The organism is Levilactobacillus suantsaii (genome assembly GCF_004115745.1).
GTDB lineage: Bacteria > Bacillota > Bacilli > Lactobacillales > Lactobacillaceae > Levilactobacillus > Levilactobacillus suantsaii.
In genome coordinates, this window is record NZ_QXIL01000004.1 from 20,730 (window position 1) to 40,285 (window position 19,556).

The 19,556-nt window shown below is 54.2% G+C and carries 16 protein-coding genes and 1 pseudogene; 1 reads left to right on the forward strand and 16 read right to left on the reverse strand.

Going from position 1 to position 19,556, the window contains the following annotated elements; genetic code table 11:
- Positions 1-70 precede the first annotated feature (70 nt).
- Positions 71-1,578, forward strand: a pseudogene (yjeM, locus tag DXH47_RS02995) (glutamate/gamma-aminobutyrate family transporter YjeM).
- Positions 1,579-1,921: 343 nt separating this feature from the next.
- Here yjeM and DXH47_RS03000 read toward each other — a convergent pair.
- From DXH47_RS03000 to smc, 16 genes are all read right to left on the reverse strand, one after another.
- Positions 1,922-2,866 (reverse strand): NADP-dependent oxidoreductase, encoded by a 945-nt coding sequence (locus DXH47_RS03000; protein ID WP_129031603.1) that lies wholly within the window; start codon positions 2,864-2,866, stop codon positions 1,922-1,924.
- 194 nt (positions 2,867-3,060) lie between these two features.
- Positions 3,061-3,393, reverse strand: coding sequence for a winged helix-turn-helix transcriptional regulator (locus DXH47_RS03005; protein ID WP_129031604.1), 333 nt, complete (start codon positions 3,391-3,393; stop codon positions 3,061-3,063).
- A 343-nt stretch (positions 3,394-3,736) separates the two neighbouring features.
- The gene (locus DXH47_RS03010) at positions 3,737-3,931 is read right to left on the reverse strand and encodes a hypothetical protein (RefSeq protein ID WP_129031605.1); all 195 of its coding nucleotides are present in this window, start codon (positions 3,929-3,931) and stop codon (positions 3,737-3,739) included.
- A gap of 165 nt (positions 3,932-4,096) precedes the next feature.
- Positions 4,097-4,453 carry a 50S ribosomal protein L19 gene (gene rplS / locus DXH47_RS03015; protein WP_129031606.1) on the reverse strand — a complete coding sequence of 119 codons (357 nt, stop codon included), beginning with the start codon at positions 4,451-4,453 and terminating at the stop codon, positions 4,097-4,099.
- Between the two features lie 114 nt (positions 4,454-4,567).
- Positions 4,568-5,341 carry a tRNA (guanosine(37)-N1)-methyltransferase TrmD gene (gene trmD / locus DXH47_RS03020; RefSeq protein WP_129031607.1) on the reverse strand — a complete coding sequence of 258 codons (774 nt, stop codon included), beginning with the start codon at positions 5,339-5,341 and terminating at the stop codon, positions 4,568-4,570.
- Positions 5,341-5,859 (reverse strand): ribosome maturation factor RimM, encoded by a 519-nt coding sequence (rimM, locus tag DXH47_RS03025; RefSeq protein WP_129031608.1) that lies wholly within the window; start codon positions 5,857-5,859, stop codon positions 5,341-5,343. Before rimM ends, trmD begins: the two co-directional genes overlap by 1 nt.
- Positions 5,860-5,958: 99 nt before the next feature.
- Positions 5,959-6,219 (reverse strand): KH domain-containing protein, encoded by a 261-nt coding sequence (locus DXH47_RS03030; RefSeq protein ID WP_129031609.1) that lies wholly within the window; start codon positions 6,217-6,219, stop codon positions 5,959-5,961.
- A gap of 9 nt (positions 6,220-6,228) precedes the next feature.
- Positions 6,229-6,504 (reverse strand): 30S ribosomal protein S16, encoded by a 276-nt coding sequence (gene rpsP, locus DXH47_RS03035; RefSeq protein ID WP_129031610.1) that lies wholly within the window; start codon positions 6,502-6,504, stop codon positions 6,229-6,231.
- 87 nt (positions 6,505-6,591) lie between these two features.
- Positions 6,592-6,885, reverse strand: a complete 294-nt coding sequence (locus DXH47_RS03040) for a hypothetical protein (protein WP_129031611.1) — start codon at positions 6,883-6,885, stop codon at positions 6,592-6,594.
- Positions 6,882-8,237 carry a vWA domain-containing protein gene (locus DXH47_RS03045; protein WP_129031612.1) on the reverse strand — a complete coding sequence of 452 codons (1,356 nt, stop codon included), beginning with the start codon at positions 8,235-8,237 and terminating at the stop codon, positions 6,882-6,884. Before DXH47_RS03045 ends, DXH47_RS03040 begins: the two co-directional genes overlap by 4 nt.
- Positions 8,238-8,240: 3 nt before the next feature.
- Positions 8,241-9,419, reverse strand: a complete 1,179-nt coding sequence (locus tag DXH47_RS03050; protein WP_129031613.1) for a P-loop NTPase family protein — start codon at positions 9,417-9,419, stop codon at positions 8,241-8,243.
- A gap of 39 nt (positions 9,420-9,458) precedes the next feature.
- On the reverse strand, positions 9,459-12,110 hold the full coding sequence (locus DXH47_RS03055) for a cation-translocating P-type ATPase (RefSeq protein WP_129031614.1): 2,652 nt from the start codon (positions 12,108-12,110) through the stop codon (positions 9,459-9,461).
- 412 nt (positions 12,111-12,522) lie between these two features.
- Positions 12,523-13,971 carry a signal recognition particle protein gene (ffh, locus tag DXH47_RS03060; protein ID WP_129031615.1) on the reverse strand — a complete coding sequence of 483 codons (1,449 nt, stop codon included), beginning with the start codon at positions 13,969-13,971 and terminating at the stop codon, positions 12,523-12,525.
- Between the two features lie 19 nt (positions 13,972-13,990).
- Positions 13,991-14,332: a putative DNA-binding protein gene (locus tag DXH47_RS03065; RefSeq protein WP_129031616.1), complete on the reverse strand. Its 342-nt coding sequence runs from the start codon at positions 14,330-14,332 to the stop codon at positions 13,991-13,993.
- Positions 14,333-14,508: 176 nt separating this feature from the next.
- Positions 14,509-15,999 (reverse strand): signal recognition particle-docking protein FtsY, encoded by a 1,491-nt coding sequence (gene ftsY / locus DXH47_RS03070; RefSeq protein WP_129031617.1) that lies wholly within the window; start codon positions 15,997-15,999, stop codon positions 14,509-14,511.
- Positions 16,000-16,005: 6 nt separating this feature from the next.
- Positions 16,006-19,554 (reverse strand): chromosome segregation protein SMC, encoded by a 3,549-nt coding sequence (gene smc / locus DXH47_RS03075; protein ID WP_129031618.1) that lies wholly within the window; start codon positions 19,552-19,554, stop codon positions 16,006-16,008.
- Between the last annotated feature and the right edge of the window lie 2 nt (positions 19,555-19,556).

Genomic DNA, 19,556 nt, shown 5'->3' on the forward strand with positions numbered 1-19,556 from the left:
TTGATTGGACGGACTTGGTGGTCGTCTTAGATCCGAGTTCGCCCGTACCAAATGGGAGATATTAAAACAAATGGAAAAACAGCAAAAGATTAAATTACCTACTTTAATCTTAATGATATTTACGGCCATCTATGGGTTTGCGAACACCACGGTGGCCTACGACCAAATGGGTTATGCCAGCATCGTCTGGTACGTGCTGGCCGCCCTATTGTTCTTCTTGCCCAGCGCATTGATGCTGGCCGAGTATGGGTCGGCCTTTAAAGAAGCCAAGGGGGGCATTTACTCTTGGTTAGCCGGCTCGATTGGCGAAAAATGGGCCTTTATTGGCACCTTCATCTGGTTGTCCTCGTGGATTATTTGGATGTTGTCGACCTCGTCCAAGGTCTGGATTCCACTGTCCACGTTGATTTCCGGCAGTGACCAAACGCAGACCTGGTCGTTGTTCGGCCTCACGTCGACGTAAACCGTGGGATTGTTGGGAATTCTGTGGATCCTAGTCGTCACCTTCTTTGCCACCCGCGGGGTCAACTCGATTGCGAAGATTTCATCACTGGGGGCATCTTCGTCATGTTCCTCACGGCCTTGTTCTTCGTGGCTAGCATCGTGATTGTGATTGCTAACGGTGGCCATTTAGCCCAACCCATCAACGGGTTGCACAGCTTTACGGCTTCCCCGAACCCGCAATTCTCATCCCCGATGGCCTTGATTTCCTTCGTGACGTACGCGGTCTTCGCTTACGCCGGCATGGAATCCATGGGCGGAATCACCGACTCGATGGACCGGCCCGAAAAGACTTTCCCCAAGGGCCTCATCATTTCCACGATTGCGATTACCTTGATGTACTCAATCTCCATCTTCCTATGGGGCATTAGCGCCAATTGGCACGATATTTTGGGCCACAACGCCGTAAACTTAGGAAACATCACCTACGTGTTAATGAACAATCTGGGACTTGTTCTGGGCCACGCCTTGAACCTGTCGACCGGGACCGCAGTGGGCTTAGGTCATTTATTTGCCCGACTGACCGGGTTAAGCATGTTTATGGGTTACTTGGGCTCCTTCTTTGTGTTGATCTACTCCCCGTTGAAATCCTTCATTTTGGGATCGTCACCGGAGCTGTGGCCTAAGAAGATGACCAAGCTCAACAAAGTCGGCATGCCCGCCTACTCGATGTGGCTTCAAGCCATCATTGTGGCCATCTTCGTCTTCCTGGTAGCTTTCGGGGGTTCGGCTGCTAAGCAGTTCTACCTGATTTTGACCGACATGGGGAACGTTTCCACGTCCTTCCCGTACCTCTTCTTGATTGGGGCCTTCCCGTTCTTCAAGAAGCGCGCCGACTTGGAGTGGCCGTTTGAAATCTACACCAGCCGCTTCTGGACCAACACCATCGTGACGGTCGTCCTGATCGTATTGGTCGGCGGGATTGGTTTTACCTGCCTGCAACCGATCTTCGAACACGACTACATGACGGCCTTCTGGACCATCATCGGTCCCATCTTCTTTGGGGCCGTAGCTTGGCTCTTCTACCACAACGCCCAAAAACGGACGTCGGCTAATGAGGAACCCAGTGAAAACTAAAATTGTTTCTCTATTATCCGTTGCTGGTTTGACCAGCAACGGATTTTTTTGCTTTCAGCTGGATTTTATGTCCCTTGAACCACTGGGATGAATATATGAATAAGTTAAAGTAATTTGTTTAATTTTTACGTCTTCCCCCTAAATCCAATCTTTAACCCATCATATCCGTTTTTTCGCCAACCAGAGGCATAAACCTCATGGTTGACCAGCTCACCTTGCTCACTAGTTTTTCACCCACCTAAAAGAGACAGCTCCGACCTTTTTGGTTTGACGACTTGTCAACCCAAGCGGTAGAACTGCCCCTAGACTAGCGCACAAGAAATGCTCGCCTTTTCTCAATTTTTTAATCGTTAAAGACAATGATTTTCTTTCCCGTATTACCACCCGCTTGAAAATCGCGATGGGCTTGTTTAATGGCTTCCAGCTCAAACGGATACGTCCGGTCGACACGCACGGTGAGCTTGCCCTGACTGTATAGCGCAATCACCGTTTCAAGCTCCTGTACGGAGAGATAACCCATTGAATAAATCCCTGTAATTCCCCGCCGTTTCGTTTCCGCCGTGTCGATAAGCCCATTGACCGACGTGACCCGGCCACCAGGTCTGACGACGGGATAGCTAGCGGCCAGTGTTTTGGGCCCCGTCAAATTGACCACCAAATCAACGTCCTGCACTAATTGGGTGAAATCTTGCGATCGATAATCAATCGTCTCATCGGCCCCCAATTGCTGCATATAGGCCGCTTGTTTCGCCGAGCCCGTTGCAATCACGTGATCCCCCGCATTTTTAGCCAGTTGGATGGCTTGACCGCCAACACCACCAGCCCCGCCGTGAATCAAGACCGTTTGTCCAGCCTGAACTTGACCATCGCGAATCGTTGCCGCATAAGCCGTTGCCACACCTAAATAAAAGCCCCCCAGTGGCACTAAATCTAAGTTCTTAGGCACGGTGGCCACAATCGCAGAATCATCTAACAAAATTTCTTCGGCATAGGTGGCCATGTAGGCCATACCAATCACGTGGTCGCCCACGGCAAAACGACTTACGGCTGATCCTACCGCCGTCACCACGCCCGCAAAATCTTCTCCCAGTGAATGGGGTAAAACCGGCTTGATAGCGGCCGGCATCGTGGGGAAAGGCCCGTTTTGCCGAATCACCACGTCGGGGTCGTTCACCCCAATCGCCGCTGTCTTCACGACGATTTGGTGGGCGGCCGGTTGTGGGGACTTAACTTCCACCATGTGTAGCACATCAACGTCGCCATACTGCTTCAACATTACTTTTTTCATGACGTCACTCACTTTCTTAAAGTAATCCCAGTATGACAAGATTGGCTACACGTTTAAAGTCCTAACTTTTTTGATAGTTACTATCTTTTTAAATAGATTTGACTTCTCCCGCGCCGCGCAACGTCAAAAATCATAAAAATTTTCATCTTACGGTGGGGTGCCAGTAAGGGTTTTAACCTTGGCGCCACCAAAGTCTAAGCTTGTTTAACTTCGTAAACGTCCGCGAATTGTTCCAAGGCACGTAGGACCGGCATGAACTGGTCACCCATAGCCGTTAACGAGTACTCAACTTTCGGTGGAACTTGGGGGTAAACTTTACGGTTGATCAACCCATAGCCTTCCAATAACCGTAAATCCTTGGTTAACTGGGCCTGGGTGACCGTTGGTAACTTCCGACTGAGCTCTCCAAAACGCAAAGTCTGCTGATGTAAGAAATACAAGATGACCATATTCCATTTGCCGCGAACAATCTTTTGGACCCCGGCAATTGGGCAATCAACAAAAATCGTTTCGTCCGATTTTTCCATACCATGCTTACCTCTCTTTTATTAATCTTGATATTAGCCACCACTAGTTTAATATAACCTATCCCCCCAGTACCAACCAATTAATCCGTTGGGCATCGGTTCAATTCTATAGCCAGCAACTAGGTGCGCTTAAGCCGGTACGCGACTCACTATTTAGCCCCCGGGGAGCGCCTTTCTCTGATCCACCAGTTTGAATTATCGCCTAGGTTAAAGTAATAAATTTAAACGTTGCCATCATAGCTCCCACAGGCCGACCTTCGTGTGTTCAGCCAGCGGCAGTCAAAAACTCGTGCAAGGCCCCAAAATTCACCCAGCTTGGGGTCCTGCACGAGCTTAATTGACTTTAAATCAGAGGCAGCTTGCGACCTGCTTTTCTGGCCACAACCCCTTGCTTCACCAAGAGTCCTCCTAAGACAACGATGCCGGCAACGTCCACGCCCTGCTTAAGGCTGAATAAGGGCAAGTTAAATGCCGTGACGATGCTCATCACAATAAGTAGTACTGGGGCAATCATTGAATTGGCTGATTGTTTAATCATGAATCCACCTCCAATCAGCTTCAACTAGACTTTAATTATCGCACACGTGACTCGCCATTTAAACCCGCCAGTCAGACTTCCCCCGACTCAACAATGGTGTCCCCTTAAAAAGGGCGTAAAAAAAGAACCCCCGGTAAAAACCGAGCGTTCTTTTTTAGAAACGATTTAGCTCCGACGGCGTTCTGGAATCCGGGCAGCCTTACCATTCCGATCACGTAAGTAGTACAACTTGGCACGACGAACGCGACCTTGACGAAGAACTTCAATCTTCGCAACCCGTGGGGAGTGTAATGGGAAAATCCGTTCCACACCGACACCGCTACTGATCTTTCGAACAGTGTAAGTTGCTTGAATGCCGCTACCTTTACGCTTGATAACGACCCCATCGAACAATTGAATCCGTTCGCGAGACCCTTCAACGATCCGAGCGTGAACCCGAACAGTATCACCGGCACGGAAGTCCGGAATGTCGTCACGTAATTGGTCCTGGTTGATCTTTGCAATTAATTGATTTTGGCGCATGATTTTCTTTCCTTTCGCCAACGTTCATTATCTCAGATTATCGACAGCGGAACGTTGTTGTTGTGGCTAAACAGCCAAAAATAAGTTTAGCATATCCCCGGCGCCCTGTAAAGGCTAATCGCTTGACTGAGGAGATTGCTTTTCTTCTTCTTCGATCCGCACGTCGGCCAACAAGCGTTTTTGTAAGGCGGTTAACTGCTGGTGGTCGATGAGGTCCGGGCGACGCAAGTACGTCCGCCGCAGGGCCTCTTTTTGCCGCCACTCATCGATTTTTTGGTGATTCCCGCTAATCAGGACGTCCGGAACGGTCAACCCACGAAAATCCGCTGGCCGCGTGTACTGCGGGTATTCCAATAAACCAGTCGAAAACGAATCGCCGGGCGCCGACTCGGCATTACCCAAGACACCAGGTAGCAACCGTACCGTCGCGTCGATCATGACCATGGTGGCTAATTCCCCCCCGGTCAAGACAAAATCACCCAGCGAGACCTCGTCAGTCACCAGATTGCGAATCCGCTCATCATAGCCCTCGTAGTGACCACACAAAAAGGTCAAATGCTCTTCGTGCGCGAAATCTTCGGCTACATGCTGGTCAAAGGTCACCCCAGCCGGATCGGTCAAGATAACCCGCCCCTTGGGCAAGCCCGCTTCAGCTGCCTGGTGTTCGGTCGCGGCTAGCGCATCAAAGATGGGTTGGGGTTGCAAGAGCATCCCCGCGCCACCCCCAAAGGGGTAATCGTCGACGTTGCCGTGTTTATTGGTCGAATAGTCCCGAAAATTGGTCACGGGCATGGTCAAATGGCCATTCTCGATGGCCTTACCCACGATGGAATCGTGCATCGGGCCACTGAACATATCGGGAAAAAGACTTAACACATCAATCCGCATTAATCGAGTCCCTCCATTAATTCTACCGTGATTTGGTGGGCGTCGAGGTCCACCTTTTTAACCACTTGGTCGATGACGGGCAACAATAAATCGCTTTGACCCGCGCGTTGGACCACCCAGACGTCGTTAGCGCCCGGTGACAGAATCTCTTTGACGGTCCCTAACTTTTGGCCCGTTTCATCCACCACGTCTAAGCCCACGATTTGGTGGTAGTAGTATTCACCGGGGCCTAAGTCATCGGCCTGGAGTTCGTCGGCCGTAATCTTGAGTGTCGCAGTCTTCAAACTTTCCACGTCGTTGATCGACGGCCGGTCGGTAAAGCCTAACAAGTAAAATTGTTTATGTTGCCGCACCGTGGCTACAGTCAATTTCACAGGTTGTTTTTGTTGTGGCAAAAAGGCCCAAAGAATGGCGCCCACAGCGAAACGTTTTTGCGGAAAGTCGGTCGTGGCGACGACCCGAACTTCGCCCTTAATGCCGTGGGTATTGACGATAGTCCCCACCGTATAGTAAGTCATGTTGTCCCCCTATCTTGGTTATGTGTCGTATTTTTACTGGGGTCCTGCCCCGCTTCGTTAGCTTGATGATACAAAAAACTCGAGGGAAACGTCGCCGCCTCACTCGAGAGTCTTTGTCGGGTGGTCATCGATGATGAGCCGAACCCGTTTATTACCTTGGACGCGCACGCTATAGACAATCGTCCGAATAGCCTGTGCGACCCGGCCTTGCTTACCGATCACCCGACCGACATCGTCCGGATGAACGGTTAACCGATACTCGTAAAATCGCTCCGTCTCGGCGGTCGTGACGACCACGTCACCGGGATGGGCCACGAGCGGGCTGACAATCGCAAGAATTAATGCCTTAAAATCGGTCATGGCTAATCACTACTTCTTAGTGTACTTAGCTTCGTGGTATTGCTTCATGATTCCGGCGTTCGAAAGCAAGTTCTTCACCGTGTCTGAAGGTTGAGCACCGTTGTTCAACCAGTTCATGATGGATTCTTCGTTTAACTTAACTTCGGCTGGAGCCACGATTGGGTTGTAGGTCCCAACGTTTTCGATAAACCGGCCATCCCGAGGGCTCCGGGAATCGGCAACCACGATTCGGTAGAATGGGCGCTTCTTAGAACCCATCCGCTTAAGACGAATCTTTACTGACATATAGACACCTCCTGTATTTCTTTCAACGAGTAATAATATACCAGTTTCTAGATATGATGTAAAGAGTTTTTTCTTTACACCTTTAAATTAATCGAATGGTCGGCGTAACCAGGCGATAACGTTCGGCGTTAAGGCCGCTTGATGGGTGATAATCCACTCCGAGACTGCGCTGTAGTCCGTAAAGTCCAGGACGGGCCGGTGAATCCCGGTCGCTTGAAGGTGGGCCACAAATTGCAGATCTGCGATACTGATGGGGGCCTGGTACAGGGGATTTTCCTGCACCCGACTGCCCCACTCATCATTTAAAATCGCCATGGCGTTTTGATACGCCGCCGTTTGTAACAATAGCGCCCGTAATTCATTCGCCGTTAAAACCGTCATCTTACATTGCCCCCCTCTAAGGCTTTAAGTTGTGGATCATCGGCCAGGCTAATGACCGTTCCCGGGGCGTGTCTCACCGAAAATTGGGTGGTGGGACTGGTCAGTAACCAGATCACGTCAACGGGTGCCGGCATCCGGACGGCTCGTTCGCCATACCCGTCGGTCAAGATAATCACGAGTTGGCCCGGCGCACTGCCGAGCAACCGGGGCAACGCAGTGAATACCGCTTGAAAGCGAGTGCCTCCGCCACCAACGCGTTTAAGGTCGGGCACCCGTCCTTGCAAGCGAAAGCTGGCCTGGCGATGCACTTCGGTGTCGAACGGATAAACCCGAATCGCCGCTGGGTAAATCGTGAGTAACCGGGTCAGTTGGCCCAAGAGATAGGCAATCTCCTGGTTGCCCATCGACCCCGATTCGTCGATAAAAATTGCAATTTGTTGGTAGGTCTGCACGATTTGCCCCGGTAAATCCATCCGTACCGGCTGGCGGCGGTTGAACCGCCCGTAGGCTGGTCGGCGACCCGCCGGTACCTGACCGAGTTGCCGTTGTAACAGACCCTGCCAGGACAACGGCCGGTCAATTTTGACTCGTGATAAAGTTGCTTCGATGCGTCCCGGCAAAGTCCCCCGTTGCTTAGCGCTTAGAGTTGCTGCGGTGGTCGCTAACACCTGCTGACGCCACTGTTCACGCGCCGCCGGGGGCGTTTGTAGCGCCGTTTCCCAGCCGTGGTGACCGTCTTGTAAACTCGCATTCGTTGTGGCTTTTGCCAAGCGGGTACTAGTCCGGTCGCCGCTCTGGTTGGGCGCGCGGGTATCACTCGCCTCCCGTCCCGTGGTTTGGGTCGCCTGCCAATGGCGCAATTGTTGCCAGTACACCGCCGAATCCTGTTGCTTAGTGGTGGGTTGCCCGGTCAAAGCCTGGATGGTCCGGCTGGTAATCGCCTGGGCCGGCAAGTCACTCAGATAGTCGTTGACCGCCGCATCCGTTGCCCAGCGTACCAGGGCGGCTTGCTTGGGGGCCGTTTCGGCCTGAGCGTAGCGCTCCGGGTGCTGCCACACCAGGTGTAAGACCGTGTGCCGCAACATCGCCAACCATTGTTGTCCCGTCCAGCCCGTTTGCGCTAAGCGTGCGGGGCTAATCACCAGTTGCCAATCGGTCGGACGGGCCCGCAGTTCTAAGGGCGTCGGCCCGTTGGCCAACCGACTGGTAAGCTGACTTAAAACACGGCCGTAAAATGGGTCGTGCAAGAGCAGATACATCACGCTCGATTGCCATAATTCGCGGGTGGCTGGCCCTTGTTGGGCGGCGGATAACGTCGCTAAGCGGGTTAATTGAGCTGAAAGACTGCGCATGGTTTACACCTCGATCTGACTGCCGCGTTTCCCAATCTGGGTCAGGACCGAATAGAGCTGAGCTACGGCCGTTGTAGCGTCAACTTGGTCGTGCAGCGCTTCGAGGAGCCCATCTTGTTGGGCGATTTCACGGCCCAGGGCAAATTGCCCGTCCGGTGCACACAGCATCAACAGTTGGGTGAAGCGTTCCGCGTATTCGCTTGTGGTCAGTGGCCAGTCGTGTTGGGCGGCAACACACTGACTCAACAAGCGTTGTTGCTGAGCCGGATTCAAGGCCCGAAACCGCCCCACGGTGCCATCTTGCGTGTAGACCTGTTCGACCGTGATGGTGGGCCGCTTGGTGTGGACGTACCCGGCAAAGGCCGTGCCCACGGTAAGGCCCAAATTCCCCCGTAACAGTTCTTGAACGATGGCCGTGTTTTGCAACAAGTCCTGCCGGTCCAGCTCCCGTAAGAGCCGCGAGACTCGCGCCCAGGCCCGTGGCGTCGGCTGTAAATCGGCACCTTCTTCATCACCCGTTGGTGCCGTAAATAAATCTGTCGGGTTCTCCGTCAAGTAAGCCGTGACCAGTGGGTCGATGCGCGGTTGGCCGTTGACCTGGACTCGCGCCCAGGCCAACCAAGTCGGCGTGTCGGCTTGCAGCACTAACCGTGTCGTCCGGTCGGCAATCGCGGCATCCCCCGGCGTGACCCCGTAATGGCTACGCTGAAAGCCTTGCATGGTGGTGTCCGGATTTTCCGCTAAGATCAAGTGGACCTGTTTAGGCAATAACAACGTATTGATTTGGCGTTGTAAGACCAGGTTCATCAGCTCACTTTGCACGGCCTGACTGCCCCGGTTAAATTCATCAAGAAACCAGATGATCTCCTCATCCGGATGGGCCTCGGCGTAGCGAATCAACGCCACCAAGGTGTGGGAATAACCAAACTGCACGTCGGCTAACTGCCCGTAGTGTTTGGTCTGGATAAAGGATTCTTTCGTGAGCGGGGGCACCGGAATCACCAGGTCCCCTTTTTCGACCAAACTCACGACCGTGGTGAAGAGCTTGGCGTGGCGCTGGTGGGCCAAATCGGCCACCAACGCGGATTTGCCGATGCCGGCTTCCCCCACGATGGTCGGCACGCTATCACTGGCTAAGACTACCCCGACGGCTCGTAAACATTGTTGGTAAGTGAGTGCCACCTAAAAACTCCCTTTCCTGTCCGTAAAACGTGTTTAGTCTTATTTTACCACGCGTCGTTGGCAGAACTTCACGATTTCGACAATCACGACCATTAAAGCAGCGGCCACGATAACGATCCCCCATTGCAACCCGGTCAAGGCCGTCACGTGGAAGAGCCCGTTCAAGCCCGGCACCAGAATCGTCATGCCTAGTAAGACAAAGGCAATCACGATGGCCCAGTTGAAGAAGCGGTTCTTCCAAATGCCAATGGTAAAAAGTGAACCATGAATCGACTTGGAGTTAAAGGCATGGAAGAGTTGAATCAAGCCTAAGGTCACAAACGCCATGGTCAAGGCGTCCGCGTGGGCCAAGTCGGCGTTGGCGTGCACTGGGTAAGTGATGGCCACCCAGTAGACGCCCAGCGTCAGTAGCCCTTCTAACAGCCCCTGATACAGGATGCCGCTAAAGACCCCGCCGGAGAAGAAGTTCGACTGCCGGCCCCGCGGCCGTTGGGCCATCAAATTCTTTTCTAGCGGTTCGACCCCCAGCGCGATGGCCGGTAAGGTATCCGTGACCAGGTTGATCCACAGAATGTGGACTGGCGCTAAAATCTGCCAGCCCAGCATGGTCATCATGAACAGAGTCAAGACTTCCCCTAAGTTGGCGGACAATAGATATTGGATGGCCTTTTGGATGTTGGCAAAGACCTTGCGCCCCTCTTCGACGGCCACCACGATGGTCGCAAAGTTGTCATCGGCTAAGACCATGTCACTGGCCCCCTTAGCTACTTCGGTCCCGGTGATCCCCATGCCAATCCCGATGTCGGCGGCCTTTAAGGCGGGGGCATCGTTGGCCCCGTCCCCAGTCATGGCCACGACCTTACCGCGCTTCTGCCAGGCGTTGACGATGCGGACCTTATGCTCGGGCGCGACCCGGGCGTAGACCGCGTATTGGTCGACCTGTTTTTGGAACGTGGCATCGTCTAAATCGTCCAGCTCGGCCCCCGTCAAGACGGCGTGGGCCGTTTCGTCCTTAGTAATAATGCCTAACCGTTGGGCAATCGCCGCGGCAGTGTCGCGGTGGTCCCCGGTGATCATCACCGGCCGAATCCCGGCGCCCTTGGCTTCGGCGACGGCTTGCGCCACTTCCGGCCGTTCTGGGTCAATCATCCCCACTAACCCGGCGAAAATTAGGTCTTGTTCGGTGGTTTCACTGCTTAGCGTCGTCGGCACACTGGGCACGATGCGGTAGGCAAAGGCCAGTACCCGAATCGCTTTAGTCGCCAAGTCGTGGTTGGTCGTTAAAATCGCTTGACGTTGGTCGGCCGTCATGGCCGTGACCTCCCCAGCATTATCGACCTGGGTGACCCGTTTTAGCAATTCGTCCGGCGCCCCTTTGACGGCGATCATGAACTGACCGTCGGCTAACGGGTGCACCGTGGTCATTAATTTTCGTTCCGAATCAAAGGGAATCTCCGCTTCCCGTGGGTAGTCCTTTAGCGTCTGGGCCACCGGGTAGTCACGGTCCAACTGGTACTGGACCAGAGCCGTTTCCGTGGGGTCGCCGGCTAACCCGTCGGTGAGTTGCTGCGTGTCGTTACTGAGCAGCATCACCCGCGCTAACGGGTCGTCTTGGCGGACCGGGTTGTCGCCAGCCGGGACAAGCTTGCCATTTTGATAGATCTGTTCAACGGTCATCTTGTTTTGCGTCAGCGTCCCGGTCTTATCCGAGGCAATGATGTCGGTGCTCCCCAGCGTTTCGACCGCCGGTAATTTCCGCACTAACGCGTGGCGCTTGGCCATTCGTTGCGTCCCCAAGGCTAAGGTCACGGTCACGATGGCCGGTAAACCTTCTGGAATGGCGGCCACGGCTAACGAAATCGCCGTCAATAACATGTCGACTACGTTGGCCGTTCCGCGCCATAACCCGAGGCCAAAGACCACGGCGGCGATGATCAGAATCAAAACAGTCAAGGCTTTCCCGAGTTGGACCAGGTTAGCTTGTAACGGCGTCGTGGTCTCGTCGGCACTTTCTAGCATCCCGGCGATCCGGCCAACTTCGGTCTGCATCCCCGTGGCGACGACCACCCCGGTCGCCCGCCCATAAGTGACGTTACTGTTCATGTAAGCCAAGTTGGTCCGGTCCCCAATGCCCAGGTCCTGACCGCTTAACGTGGCGTTGGTCTTTTCGACCGGGACCGATTCCCCGGTCAGCGCCGATTCCTCGACCTTCAAGCCGGCCACTTCGACCAGCCGTAAGTCGGCGGGCACCACGTCTCCGGCTTCTAAAAGCACGATATCGCCGGGCACCAGCTCGTCGCTTTTAACGGTGTGGATTTGGCCATCGCGCCGGACCGTGGCGTTCGGGGCCGCCATTTCCTTTAAAGCATCGATGGCTTCCTCAGCCTTGGCCTCCTGAAAGACCCCGAAGATGGCGTTTAAGACCACCACTAATAAGATGATGACGGCATCCACCACTTCACCGGTCAGCCCAGCAAAGAGCGCGGCCACTAGCAACACGATGATCATCAGGTCTTTGAATTGCCCGATGAAACGTTGCAATAATGAGGGCTTCTTCTGTTGAGTCAACGCATTTTGGCCGTACTTATCCAACCGAGATTGCACTTCAGTCGCGTTTAACCCCTGGTCATTGGTCTGTAAATCTTGGTACAAATTGGCCACGGTCTGTTGATATAACGGTAATTTGGTCATATTTTGCCTCCAAAAAAGTGATGGTTTCGGTGCCCCGCGGATCTCATTTCCTCCTGATAAAAGAAAATGAGACCTACGCATGCACACACAATGGTGAACACACATAAGTCTCACTATTTAAGACAATACCGGAACGTCTTCTGGCTGACGATATTGTCGCAGGCTTGCTGCTAGTTACTCCCTTATGAGTAAGGTTAGTATACCGGACTTCCAGCGGCCTGTCTACCATTTACATTGCCGACGGTTCAACCAGTTTCACCGCGCTAGCGATTGCAAGCTCGCCTCCTTCCACCCCAGGTGATATTTACGGGCGCACAACCGTGTAAAAACGTTTACATAACCGGCAAAAGCTCAGGCTAACGGATGATTGCCACCCATTAGCCTAAGCTTAGGTCTTAAATGCCGGGTCTAATTACTTTTTCCGCCGCTTACGCTTCAGACGCTTGCGTTTGTTCTTCTTCATTTGCCGGGACATGCGGTTCATGGCCATCTTTTGCATGCGGCCACCCATACCGCCGCCCATGCCGGTCTGGCCCATCATTTGTTCCATGCCGGACATGTTGCCCTTGGAAACCTGGTTCATCATCTTTTTCATCTGGTTGAACTGTTTGATCATCCGGTTGACCTCGTGAATCGGGCGACCAGACCCAGCGGCGATGCGTCGGCGCCGGGACGGGTTCAACACGTCGGGGTTGGTCCGTTCCTGCTCGGTCATCGAGTAGACGACCGCCTTGAGATGTTCGATGTCTTTTGGGTCCATCTGGACGTTCTTTAAGGCGGGGTTATTGGCCATCCCCGGAATCATCTTCATCAAATCTTCCATCGGCCCCATCTTTTGGATCTGGCTGATTTGGTCCACGAAGTCGTTAAAGTCAAACGAGTTTTCCTGAATCTTTTCGGTCAGTTGTTGGGCCTGCTTCTGGTCGTATTCCTTTTGGGTCTTTTCGATCAGCGACAGCATGTCGCCCATCCCCAAGATCCGTGACGCCATCCGGTCCGGGTGGAAGACGTCCAAGTCGCTCATCTTTTCACCCTGACCAATAAACTTGATTGGCTTACCAGTGACGGCCCGAATCGACAGAGCGGCCCCACCACGGGTGTCACCGTCTAACTTGGTCAAAACGACCCCGGTCACGTCGAGCTTATCGTTAAAGCCCTCGGCCGTGGCAACCGCATTTTGCCCGGTCATCGCATCAACCGTCAACAGAATTTCGTTGGGGTGGGCCAATTCCTTGATGTTGGCCAATTCGTCCATCAACTGTTCGTCGATCTGTAACCGCCCGGCGGTATCAATAATGACATAATCATTATGTTTTTCTTCGGCTTGGGCTAACCCCTGCCGTACGATGTCGACGGGGTTGACGTCCGTCCCCAGTTGAAAGACCGGCACGTCGATGCCTTGAGCGACCTGGACCAATTGGTCGATGGCGGCGGGCCGGTACACGTCGGCCGCAATCATTAACGGCCGCGCGTTTTGTTCGGTCTTCAGCTTCAAAGCGAGTTTGCCGGCCGTTGTGGTTTTCCCGGCCCCTTGGAGTCCGACCATCATGATAATCGTCGGAATCTTCGGCGCCTTGTTCAGGTCAACGGCTTCTTCCCCCATGGTCTTGGTCAGTTCTTCGTCCACGATCTTGACGATCTGTTGGGCGGGGTTCAAGCCTTCGAGGACGTCAGCCCCCATCGCCCGTTCACGAACTTGCTTGACGAAGTCCTTAACGACCGTAAAGTTAACGTCGGCTTCGAGTAAGGCCAGACGAATCTCACGCATCGTGGCCCGTAAGTCACTTTCGGAGACCTTGCCCTTGCCCCGCAACTTTCGCATCGCGTTTTGTAATCGTTCGGTTAATCCTTCAAACGCCATTAAATCTGCCACCTAACTTTCATTGTTCTTCGAGATGTTCTAAGCCTGCCACGAGGCGGTTCAACGCCGCATCGTGGGGGTAATGCTGCGCCACGTAGGTCTGAATCTGGTCGGCCTGGTGGTTGCGCGCGGTAAATTCTTGATATAAATGCAGCTTAGCCTCATAATCTTCGAGAATTTTCTCGGTCCGCCGCAGGTTATCGTAGACCGCTTGGCGGCTGACGTTGAATTCTTCGGCGATTTCGCCGAGCGAATAATCGTCGCCGTAGTAGAGCTGCATATAATTATTTTGCTTAACGGTCAATAACGGTTGATAGAACGCAAAGAGGGAGTTAATCCGATAATTCTTCTCTAGTTCCATAAACGTCCCCTCCTTGGTAGTGTCACACTCTATTAGAGTACCGATTTTTACGGCTTTCGTCAATTTTTTTCGTGGGTCACGGCCGCTGACTCCCACAATTCGCCGGTCCAGTCCACAAAAAGGGGGCCGTCCAGCGGTATTTAACTACCAGACGACCCACCCGATGATTTATTAGTTTATTTTTTACCTAACGCCGAAACATCGATCAAGCCCTTGAACAGGCCATACACGAACTCACTAGGGTCAAACGGCCGCAAGTCGCCGATCTGTTCGCCCAGCCCGATAAACTTCACCGGCACGTGCAATTCGTTTCTGATAGCCAAAACGATTCCCCCACGGGCGGTTCCGTCGAGCTTGGTCAAGACGATTCCGGTCACGTCGGTGGCTTCCTTGAAGAGTTTGGCCTGCGTCAACGCGTTCTGCCCGGTCGTGGCGTCCAAGACCAGCAGCACTTCGTGGGGTGCCGTTGGAATCTCGCGTGTGATGATGCGCTTCATCTTGGCCAGCTCGTTCATCAAGTTGACCTTGTTTTGCAACCGCCCCGCCGTATCGACGAAGAGGATGTCGTAGTCTTCCTTCTTCGCCTTTTGGACCGCGTCGTAGACTACCGCGGCGGGGTCCGATTGTGGCTTGCCCGTCACGATGTCCACGTCAGCCCGCTTGGCCCAAACGTCCAATTGTTCGGTCGCTCCGGCCCGGAAGGTATCCGCCGCGGCTAGTAAGACCTTCTTGCCGTCTTGATGGTAACGGTTGGCCATCTTGCCGATGGTCGTGGTCTTGCCGACCCCGTTGACCCCGACGAACAGGATGACCGTGGGACCTTCTTGGGCCACGTTCAAGGCGTTACTTTCCTCTTGGCTACCGGCCTGGTCGTAAATGTCGACCATCTTTTCGACGATGACGTTCTGCACGTCGGCGGCCTTCTTCGCGTTTTGCAGCTTAACTTCGTCACGTAACGAATCGCTGAGTTTTACGGCCATGTCGAAGCCCACGTCGGCACCAATTAAGGTCTCTTCCAAATCGTCAAAGAAGCCCTCGTCCACGTGACGGAAGTTCGCCAGTAAAGCGTTCAGCCGTTCGCCAAACGTATGCCGCGTCTTAGCCAACCCGCGATCGTAGAGTTGTTCGTCGCTAGTTGCGGTGGGCTGCTCTGGGGCAGTTTTCGGGGTCGTCTCACTCATCGACTCCGCTTTCTCACCGGCACTCGTGCCGACTTCAGCACTGACGCTCGTCTCCGCTTCAGCACTTGTCTCGGACTCCCCATTGGTAGTCGAGCCTAAGCTGCTGGTTGGCTGAACCTGACTGGCTGAACTGGCACTTGCCGGAGCAATCGACGTCGTTGAAGCGGCAACCGGCGGCTCATTTTCCTGACTGGCTGCTGGTGCGACCGGTGCCGCACTGCTAACTGATTCTTCAGTAGGCGTCGGTTGGAACGTCTTCGCTGCGGTCGTGGAACCGTCAGTCGCGGGTGTCGGTGTTGTCATTGAATTAGTGGTCTTAGTGCTGACGGATTGGTCACTAGTCGACGTCTCCGCTTCACTAGTCGCTTTAACCTCACTGGCGGGTGCCGCCGAAGCCTCGCTAAGCGACTGACTGGTCTCGCTCGTGTCTGGTGCCGCGCTCTTTGGGTGCTTAGCGCGCCGCCGAAAGATATCAAATAACCCCATGTGTGTTTACTTCCCTTCTACCGTGCTGGCTTGGTCTAGATCCACAGCCACCATTTTGGAGACCCCGGATTCTTGCATGGTCACGCCGTACAAAACGTCGGCCTGCACCATGGTCTCCTTACGGTGCGTGATGACGATGAATTGTGTTTGGGCCTGGAACTGGTGAATGTAACGGGCAAAGCGCGTCACGTTCGCCGGGTCCAAAGCCGCTTCGACCTCGTCTAAGATACAAAACGGGACCGGTTGGACCTGTAGAATCGCAAAGAGCAAGGTGATGGCGGTCAACGCCTGTTCACCCCCGGATAACAGACCCATGTTTTGAAATTTTTTGCCCGGCGGTTGAGCCATGATGTCAATCCCGGTGGTCAGGAGATCATCCGGGTCGGTCAAGACCAGTTCTGCCGTGCCGCCATTAAACATTTGTTTGAAGGTGGCCGTGAATTTCTTAGCCACCTGCTTAAAACTCCGCTCGAAGCGTTGTTTGACTTGATTATCCAACTCGCTCATGGTCGCGGTCAACTGGTCGCGCGCGGTCAAAAGATCGTCACGTTGTTGCGTCAAGAAGTCGTACCGTTGTCGCACGTCCTTGTATTCGTCGATAGCGTTGACGTTGACCGGACCGATTTCGGCCAATCCCCGTTTCAAGAGTTTCAGCTGACTGGTCAATTGGTCACTCGGCAAGTCACTCACGTCCTTTGCGGCCGCCGCCAAACTCAACTGGTACTTCTCGGCGAGATCACCCTGTTGCTGGTCAATCAACGCCGCTAAGCGCGTCTGGGTGACTTGCGCCTTATGCAGGTCATCGTTTGCGACCTGCAAGAGCCCGGTTGCCCGGTCATTTGCCGCCGTGGCTTGCGCCGATTGATCGTTGACCGTGGTCAACGCATCATCATTCGCCGTCAACGCATGTTGCGTTTGGGTCTGGTCAGCTTGCGCTTGTTTCAATTGGGCCGCGGCTTCTTGGGGCGTCAAGCCCTCGTCTTGCTTGAGTTGAGCTTGATCGTGCTTAAGGCCTCGTTGGTGAGCCTGGTCACTTGCCAATTCTTTTTGGTGTTGAGCCAACGCTTGTTGTCGTTGTTGTTCTCGTTCTTGCGCCCCGGCTAACCAGGTTTGCTGCTCGGTCAGGACCGTTTGCCGACTGGCCTGTTGCGCCGTCGCGTCCTTGAGTTGCGTCTGCAAGTCAGCCAATTCACGTTCCTGTTGCGCGCTGGTCGCTACCCCCTGATCGATTTTGGCCTGAAGGTCGTTGCCCTGCTGGTCCTGATCCGTCGCCGTAGCTTGTTGCAAGTCGAGTTGGGCGGCCTTTAGCTGCCGATTAGCTTGTTCGGCCGCGGTTTTGGCCGTGGCCAACTGGTCGTCGACTTGCCGGCATTGCGGCTGCAACTCGTTCATCGTTGCCCGCAACTTTTGACTTCGTTGGTCACTGGCCTGTAACGCCTCACGGTGCGTTTTGACCTGCGTCTCGCGTTCCTGCAGTTGCGTCGTCATCGTGGTCAGCGATGCCTCTAAGTGGGCTAAATCCTGCCGTTGCCGCAAGACACTGGTCGACGCGTGCTTCGCCTGGCCCCCAGTCATCGCTCCGCTAGCACTGATAACATCGCCAGCTAGGCTGACGACGCGATACCGGTGGTGCAACCGTTGGCTGATGGCCACGGCCGCATCCAAATCGTGGGCCAAAATCGTGGTGCCCAGTAAGTAGTTTAAAATGGGTTGCGCAGCGGGGGTGATATCAACTAAGTCACTCCCCACCCCAACGACGCCATCCATTTGTGCTAGCGTCCGTTGAGTCGTGGCATCCAAGTGCCGCTGGTGAACCGTATCGACCGGTAAAAAAGTCGCCCGGCCGGCCCGGTGTTGTTTCAAGTAGGTCATGGCCGCCTTAGCCGTGGTGGGAGTGTCCACTACGATCTGTTGAAGCTGACCACCTAACGCGTATTCGATGGCGGTGGTGTAGTCTGCTGGAACCTGCAAGAGTTCCGATACGGCGCCCAGCAAGCCCGTGAACTGCTCTCGTTGCCGCAGCACGGCCCGGGCCCCCTGATAAAAGCCGCCGTATTCCGCCAGTGCCGCGCGTTGCCCGGCTGCTTGTGTCTTGGCCCGCTGGTAGACTTCAAGGGCCGCTTGCCATTGACGCTGGAGTTGTCGGTAGGCGGTCTCTTGTTGTTGATACTGCCCAGCTTCGGTGTCGTAAGCCTGTTCAGCCGTGGTCAGTTGGTCGTGTAACGCACTCGCTTTAGTCGTCAACTCTTGGACCCGCTGGGCGGTCGTTTGCGCCGTTTGCTTCAGATCGGCGAGCTGACTGGTCAGCCGTTGCCCACGTTGTTGTTGACGGGCCTGGTCTTGTTGCAGATACTGTTGTTGATTCCGCCAACTCGCCACCTGTTGCTTCTGGTCAAAATAAGCCGTCCGCAGATGGTCCAATTGGTCACGTAACCGCGCCAACACCTGATCATCCGTTGCCCTCTTCAAGGTCTTGACCTTAGTTTGGTGGGTCGCCATTTCGGCCCGTAAAGCCGCTAAGGCCGCCTGGTCTTGTTCAATCGTGGCGGCCAATGCCGTTTGGTGCTGCTGCGTGCTGGCCAGCTCATGGGCCAAGCGTTTCTGTTCCCGTTCCTGATTCTGCCGTTGTTCACTGGTCAAATTGACCTGGCCCTGGCGTTGTTCGACGGCTTTCGTGGTCGTGACCAATTGGGCTTGCAGGGTGTCTTTTTGGGCTAACAAGTCGTGTTGCTTTTTCTGTAACGTTTGGACTTGTTTTCCCTGCTGCTGTTGGGCATATTGCTGTTCATGGACCAGGCCGCCCTTTTGCCGGACCGTTTTATCGACGGTGGCTTTCTGGGTGGTCTCAGCCTGCAGCTGGCGCACCAGTTGCGTGCGGTCCAAGATGGCAAAGCGCCGTTTTTGGTCCAGATAGTCGCGAGCCAAATCACTTTGCTCTTCCAACGGTTTCAGCCGCTCTTCGAGTTCAGCGATGATGTCTTCGACCCGGTGTAAATCGCCCATGGTCCTGTCCAATTCACGTTGGGCCTTTTCCTTGTGTTTACGGTACTTGTAGACCCCGGCCACCTCTTCGATGATGCTACGGCGGTCCTCGGGTTTACTGTTAAAAATCGCGGCGACGCGACCCTGCGATATGATTGAAAAGGAATCCTGTCCCATCCCCGAATCCATCAACAGTTCCGTGACGTCTTTAAGTCGGCAGGTCTGCCCGTTCAGCAGGTACTCGCTTTCCCCGCTACGGTACAGGCGCCGACTGATGGTGAGTTCCGTGTACGCACTTTTTAAATAGTGGTCGCTATTGTCCAGGGTAATGGTCACTGCCGCCCGGTTCAACGCGTGCCGGTCCGAGGACCCGCCAAAAATGATGTCGGGCATCTTGGTGCCCCGCAAACTCTTAGCCGATTGCTCCCCTAATACCCAGCGAACCGCTTCGGCAATGTTACTTTTACCGCTCCCGTTCGGACCGACGATGCCGGTCATCCCCGGCAAAAAGTCAATTCGGGTCTGGTCCGCAAAGGACTTGAACCCGCTAATTTCTAGTGTCTTTAACCGCATCG

Excerpts from the sequence above, each read along its gene's own strand:
- smc (WP_129031618.1), bottom strand. The coding sequence starts at position 19,554 with ATGCGGTTAAAGACACTAGAAATTAGCGGGTTCAAGTCCTTTGCGGAC.
- rpsP (WP_129031610.1), bottom strand. The coding sequence starts at position 6,504 with ATGTCAGTAAAGATTCGTCTTAAGCGGATGGGTTCTAAGAAGCGCCCA.
- rplS (WP_129031606.1), bottom strand. The coding sequence starts at position 4,453 with ATGCGCCAAAATCAATTAATTGCAAAGATCAACCAGGACCAATTACGT.
- ffh (WP_129031615.1), bottom strand. The coding sequence starts at position 13,971 with ATGGCGTTTGAAGGATTAACCGAACGATTACAAAACGCGATGCGAAAG.
- rimM (WP_129031608.1), bottom strand. The coding sequence starts at position 5,859 with ATGACTTACTATACGGTGGGGACTATCGTCAATACCCACGGCATTAAG.
- DXH47_RS03065 (WP_129031616.1), bottom strand. The coding sequence starts at position 14,332 with ATGGAACTAGAGAAGAATTATCGGATTAACTCCCTCTTTGCGTTCTAT.
- trmD (WP_129031607.1), bottom strand. The coding sequence starts at position 5,341 with ATGCGGATTGATGTGTTAAGTCTTTTTCCCGATATGTTCAGTGGCCCG.
- DXH47_RS03045 (WP_129031612.1), bottom strand. The coding sequence starts at position 8,237 with ATGCGCAGTCTTTCAGCTCAATTAACCCGCTTAGCGACGTTATCCGCC.
- DXH47_RS03010 (WP_129031605.1), bottom strand. The coding sequence starts at position 3,931 with ATGATTAAACAATCAGCCAATTCAATGATTGCCCCAGTACTACTTATT.
- DXH47_RS03030 (WP_129031609.1), bottom strand. The coding sequence starts at position 6,219 with ATGACCGATTTTAAGGCATTAATTCTTGCGATTGTCAGCCCGCTCGTG.
- DXH47_RS03040 (WP_129031611.1), bottom strand. The coding sequence starts at position 6,885 with ATGACGGTTTTAACGGCGAATGAATTACGGGCGCTATTGTTACAAACG.
- DXH47_RS03055 (WP_129031614.1), bottom strand. The coding sequence starts at position 12,110 with ATGACCAAATTACCGTTATATCAACAGACCGTGGCCAATTTGTACCAA.
- ftsY (WP_129031617.1), bottom strand. The coding sequence starts at position 15,999 with ATGGGGTTATTTGATATCTTTCGGCGGCGCGCTAAGCACCCAAAGAGC.
- DXH47_RS03000 (WP_129031603.1), bottom strand. The coding sequence starts at position 2,866 with ATGAAAAAAGTAATGTTGAAGCAGTATGGCGACGTTGATGTGCTACAC.
- DXH47_RS03005 (WP_129031604.1), bottom strand. The coding sequence starts at position 3,393 with ATGGAAAAATCGGACGAAACGATTTTTGTTGATTGCCCAATTGCCGGG.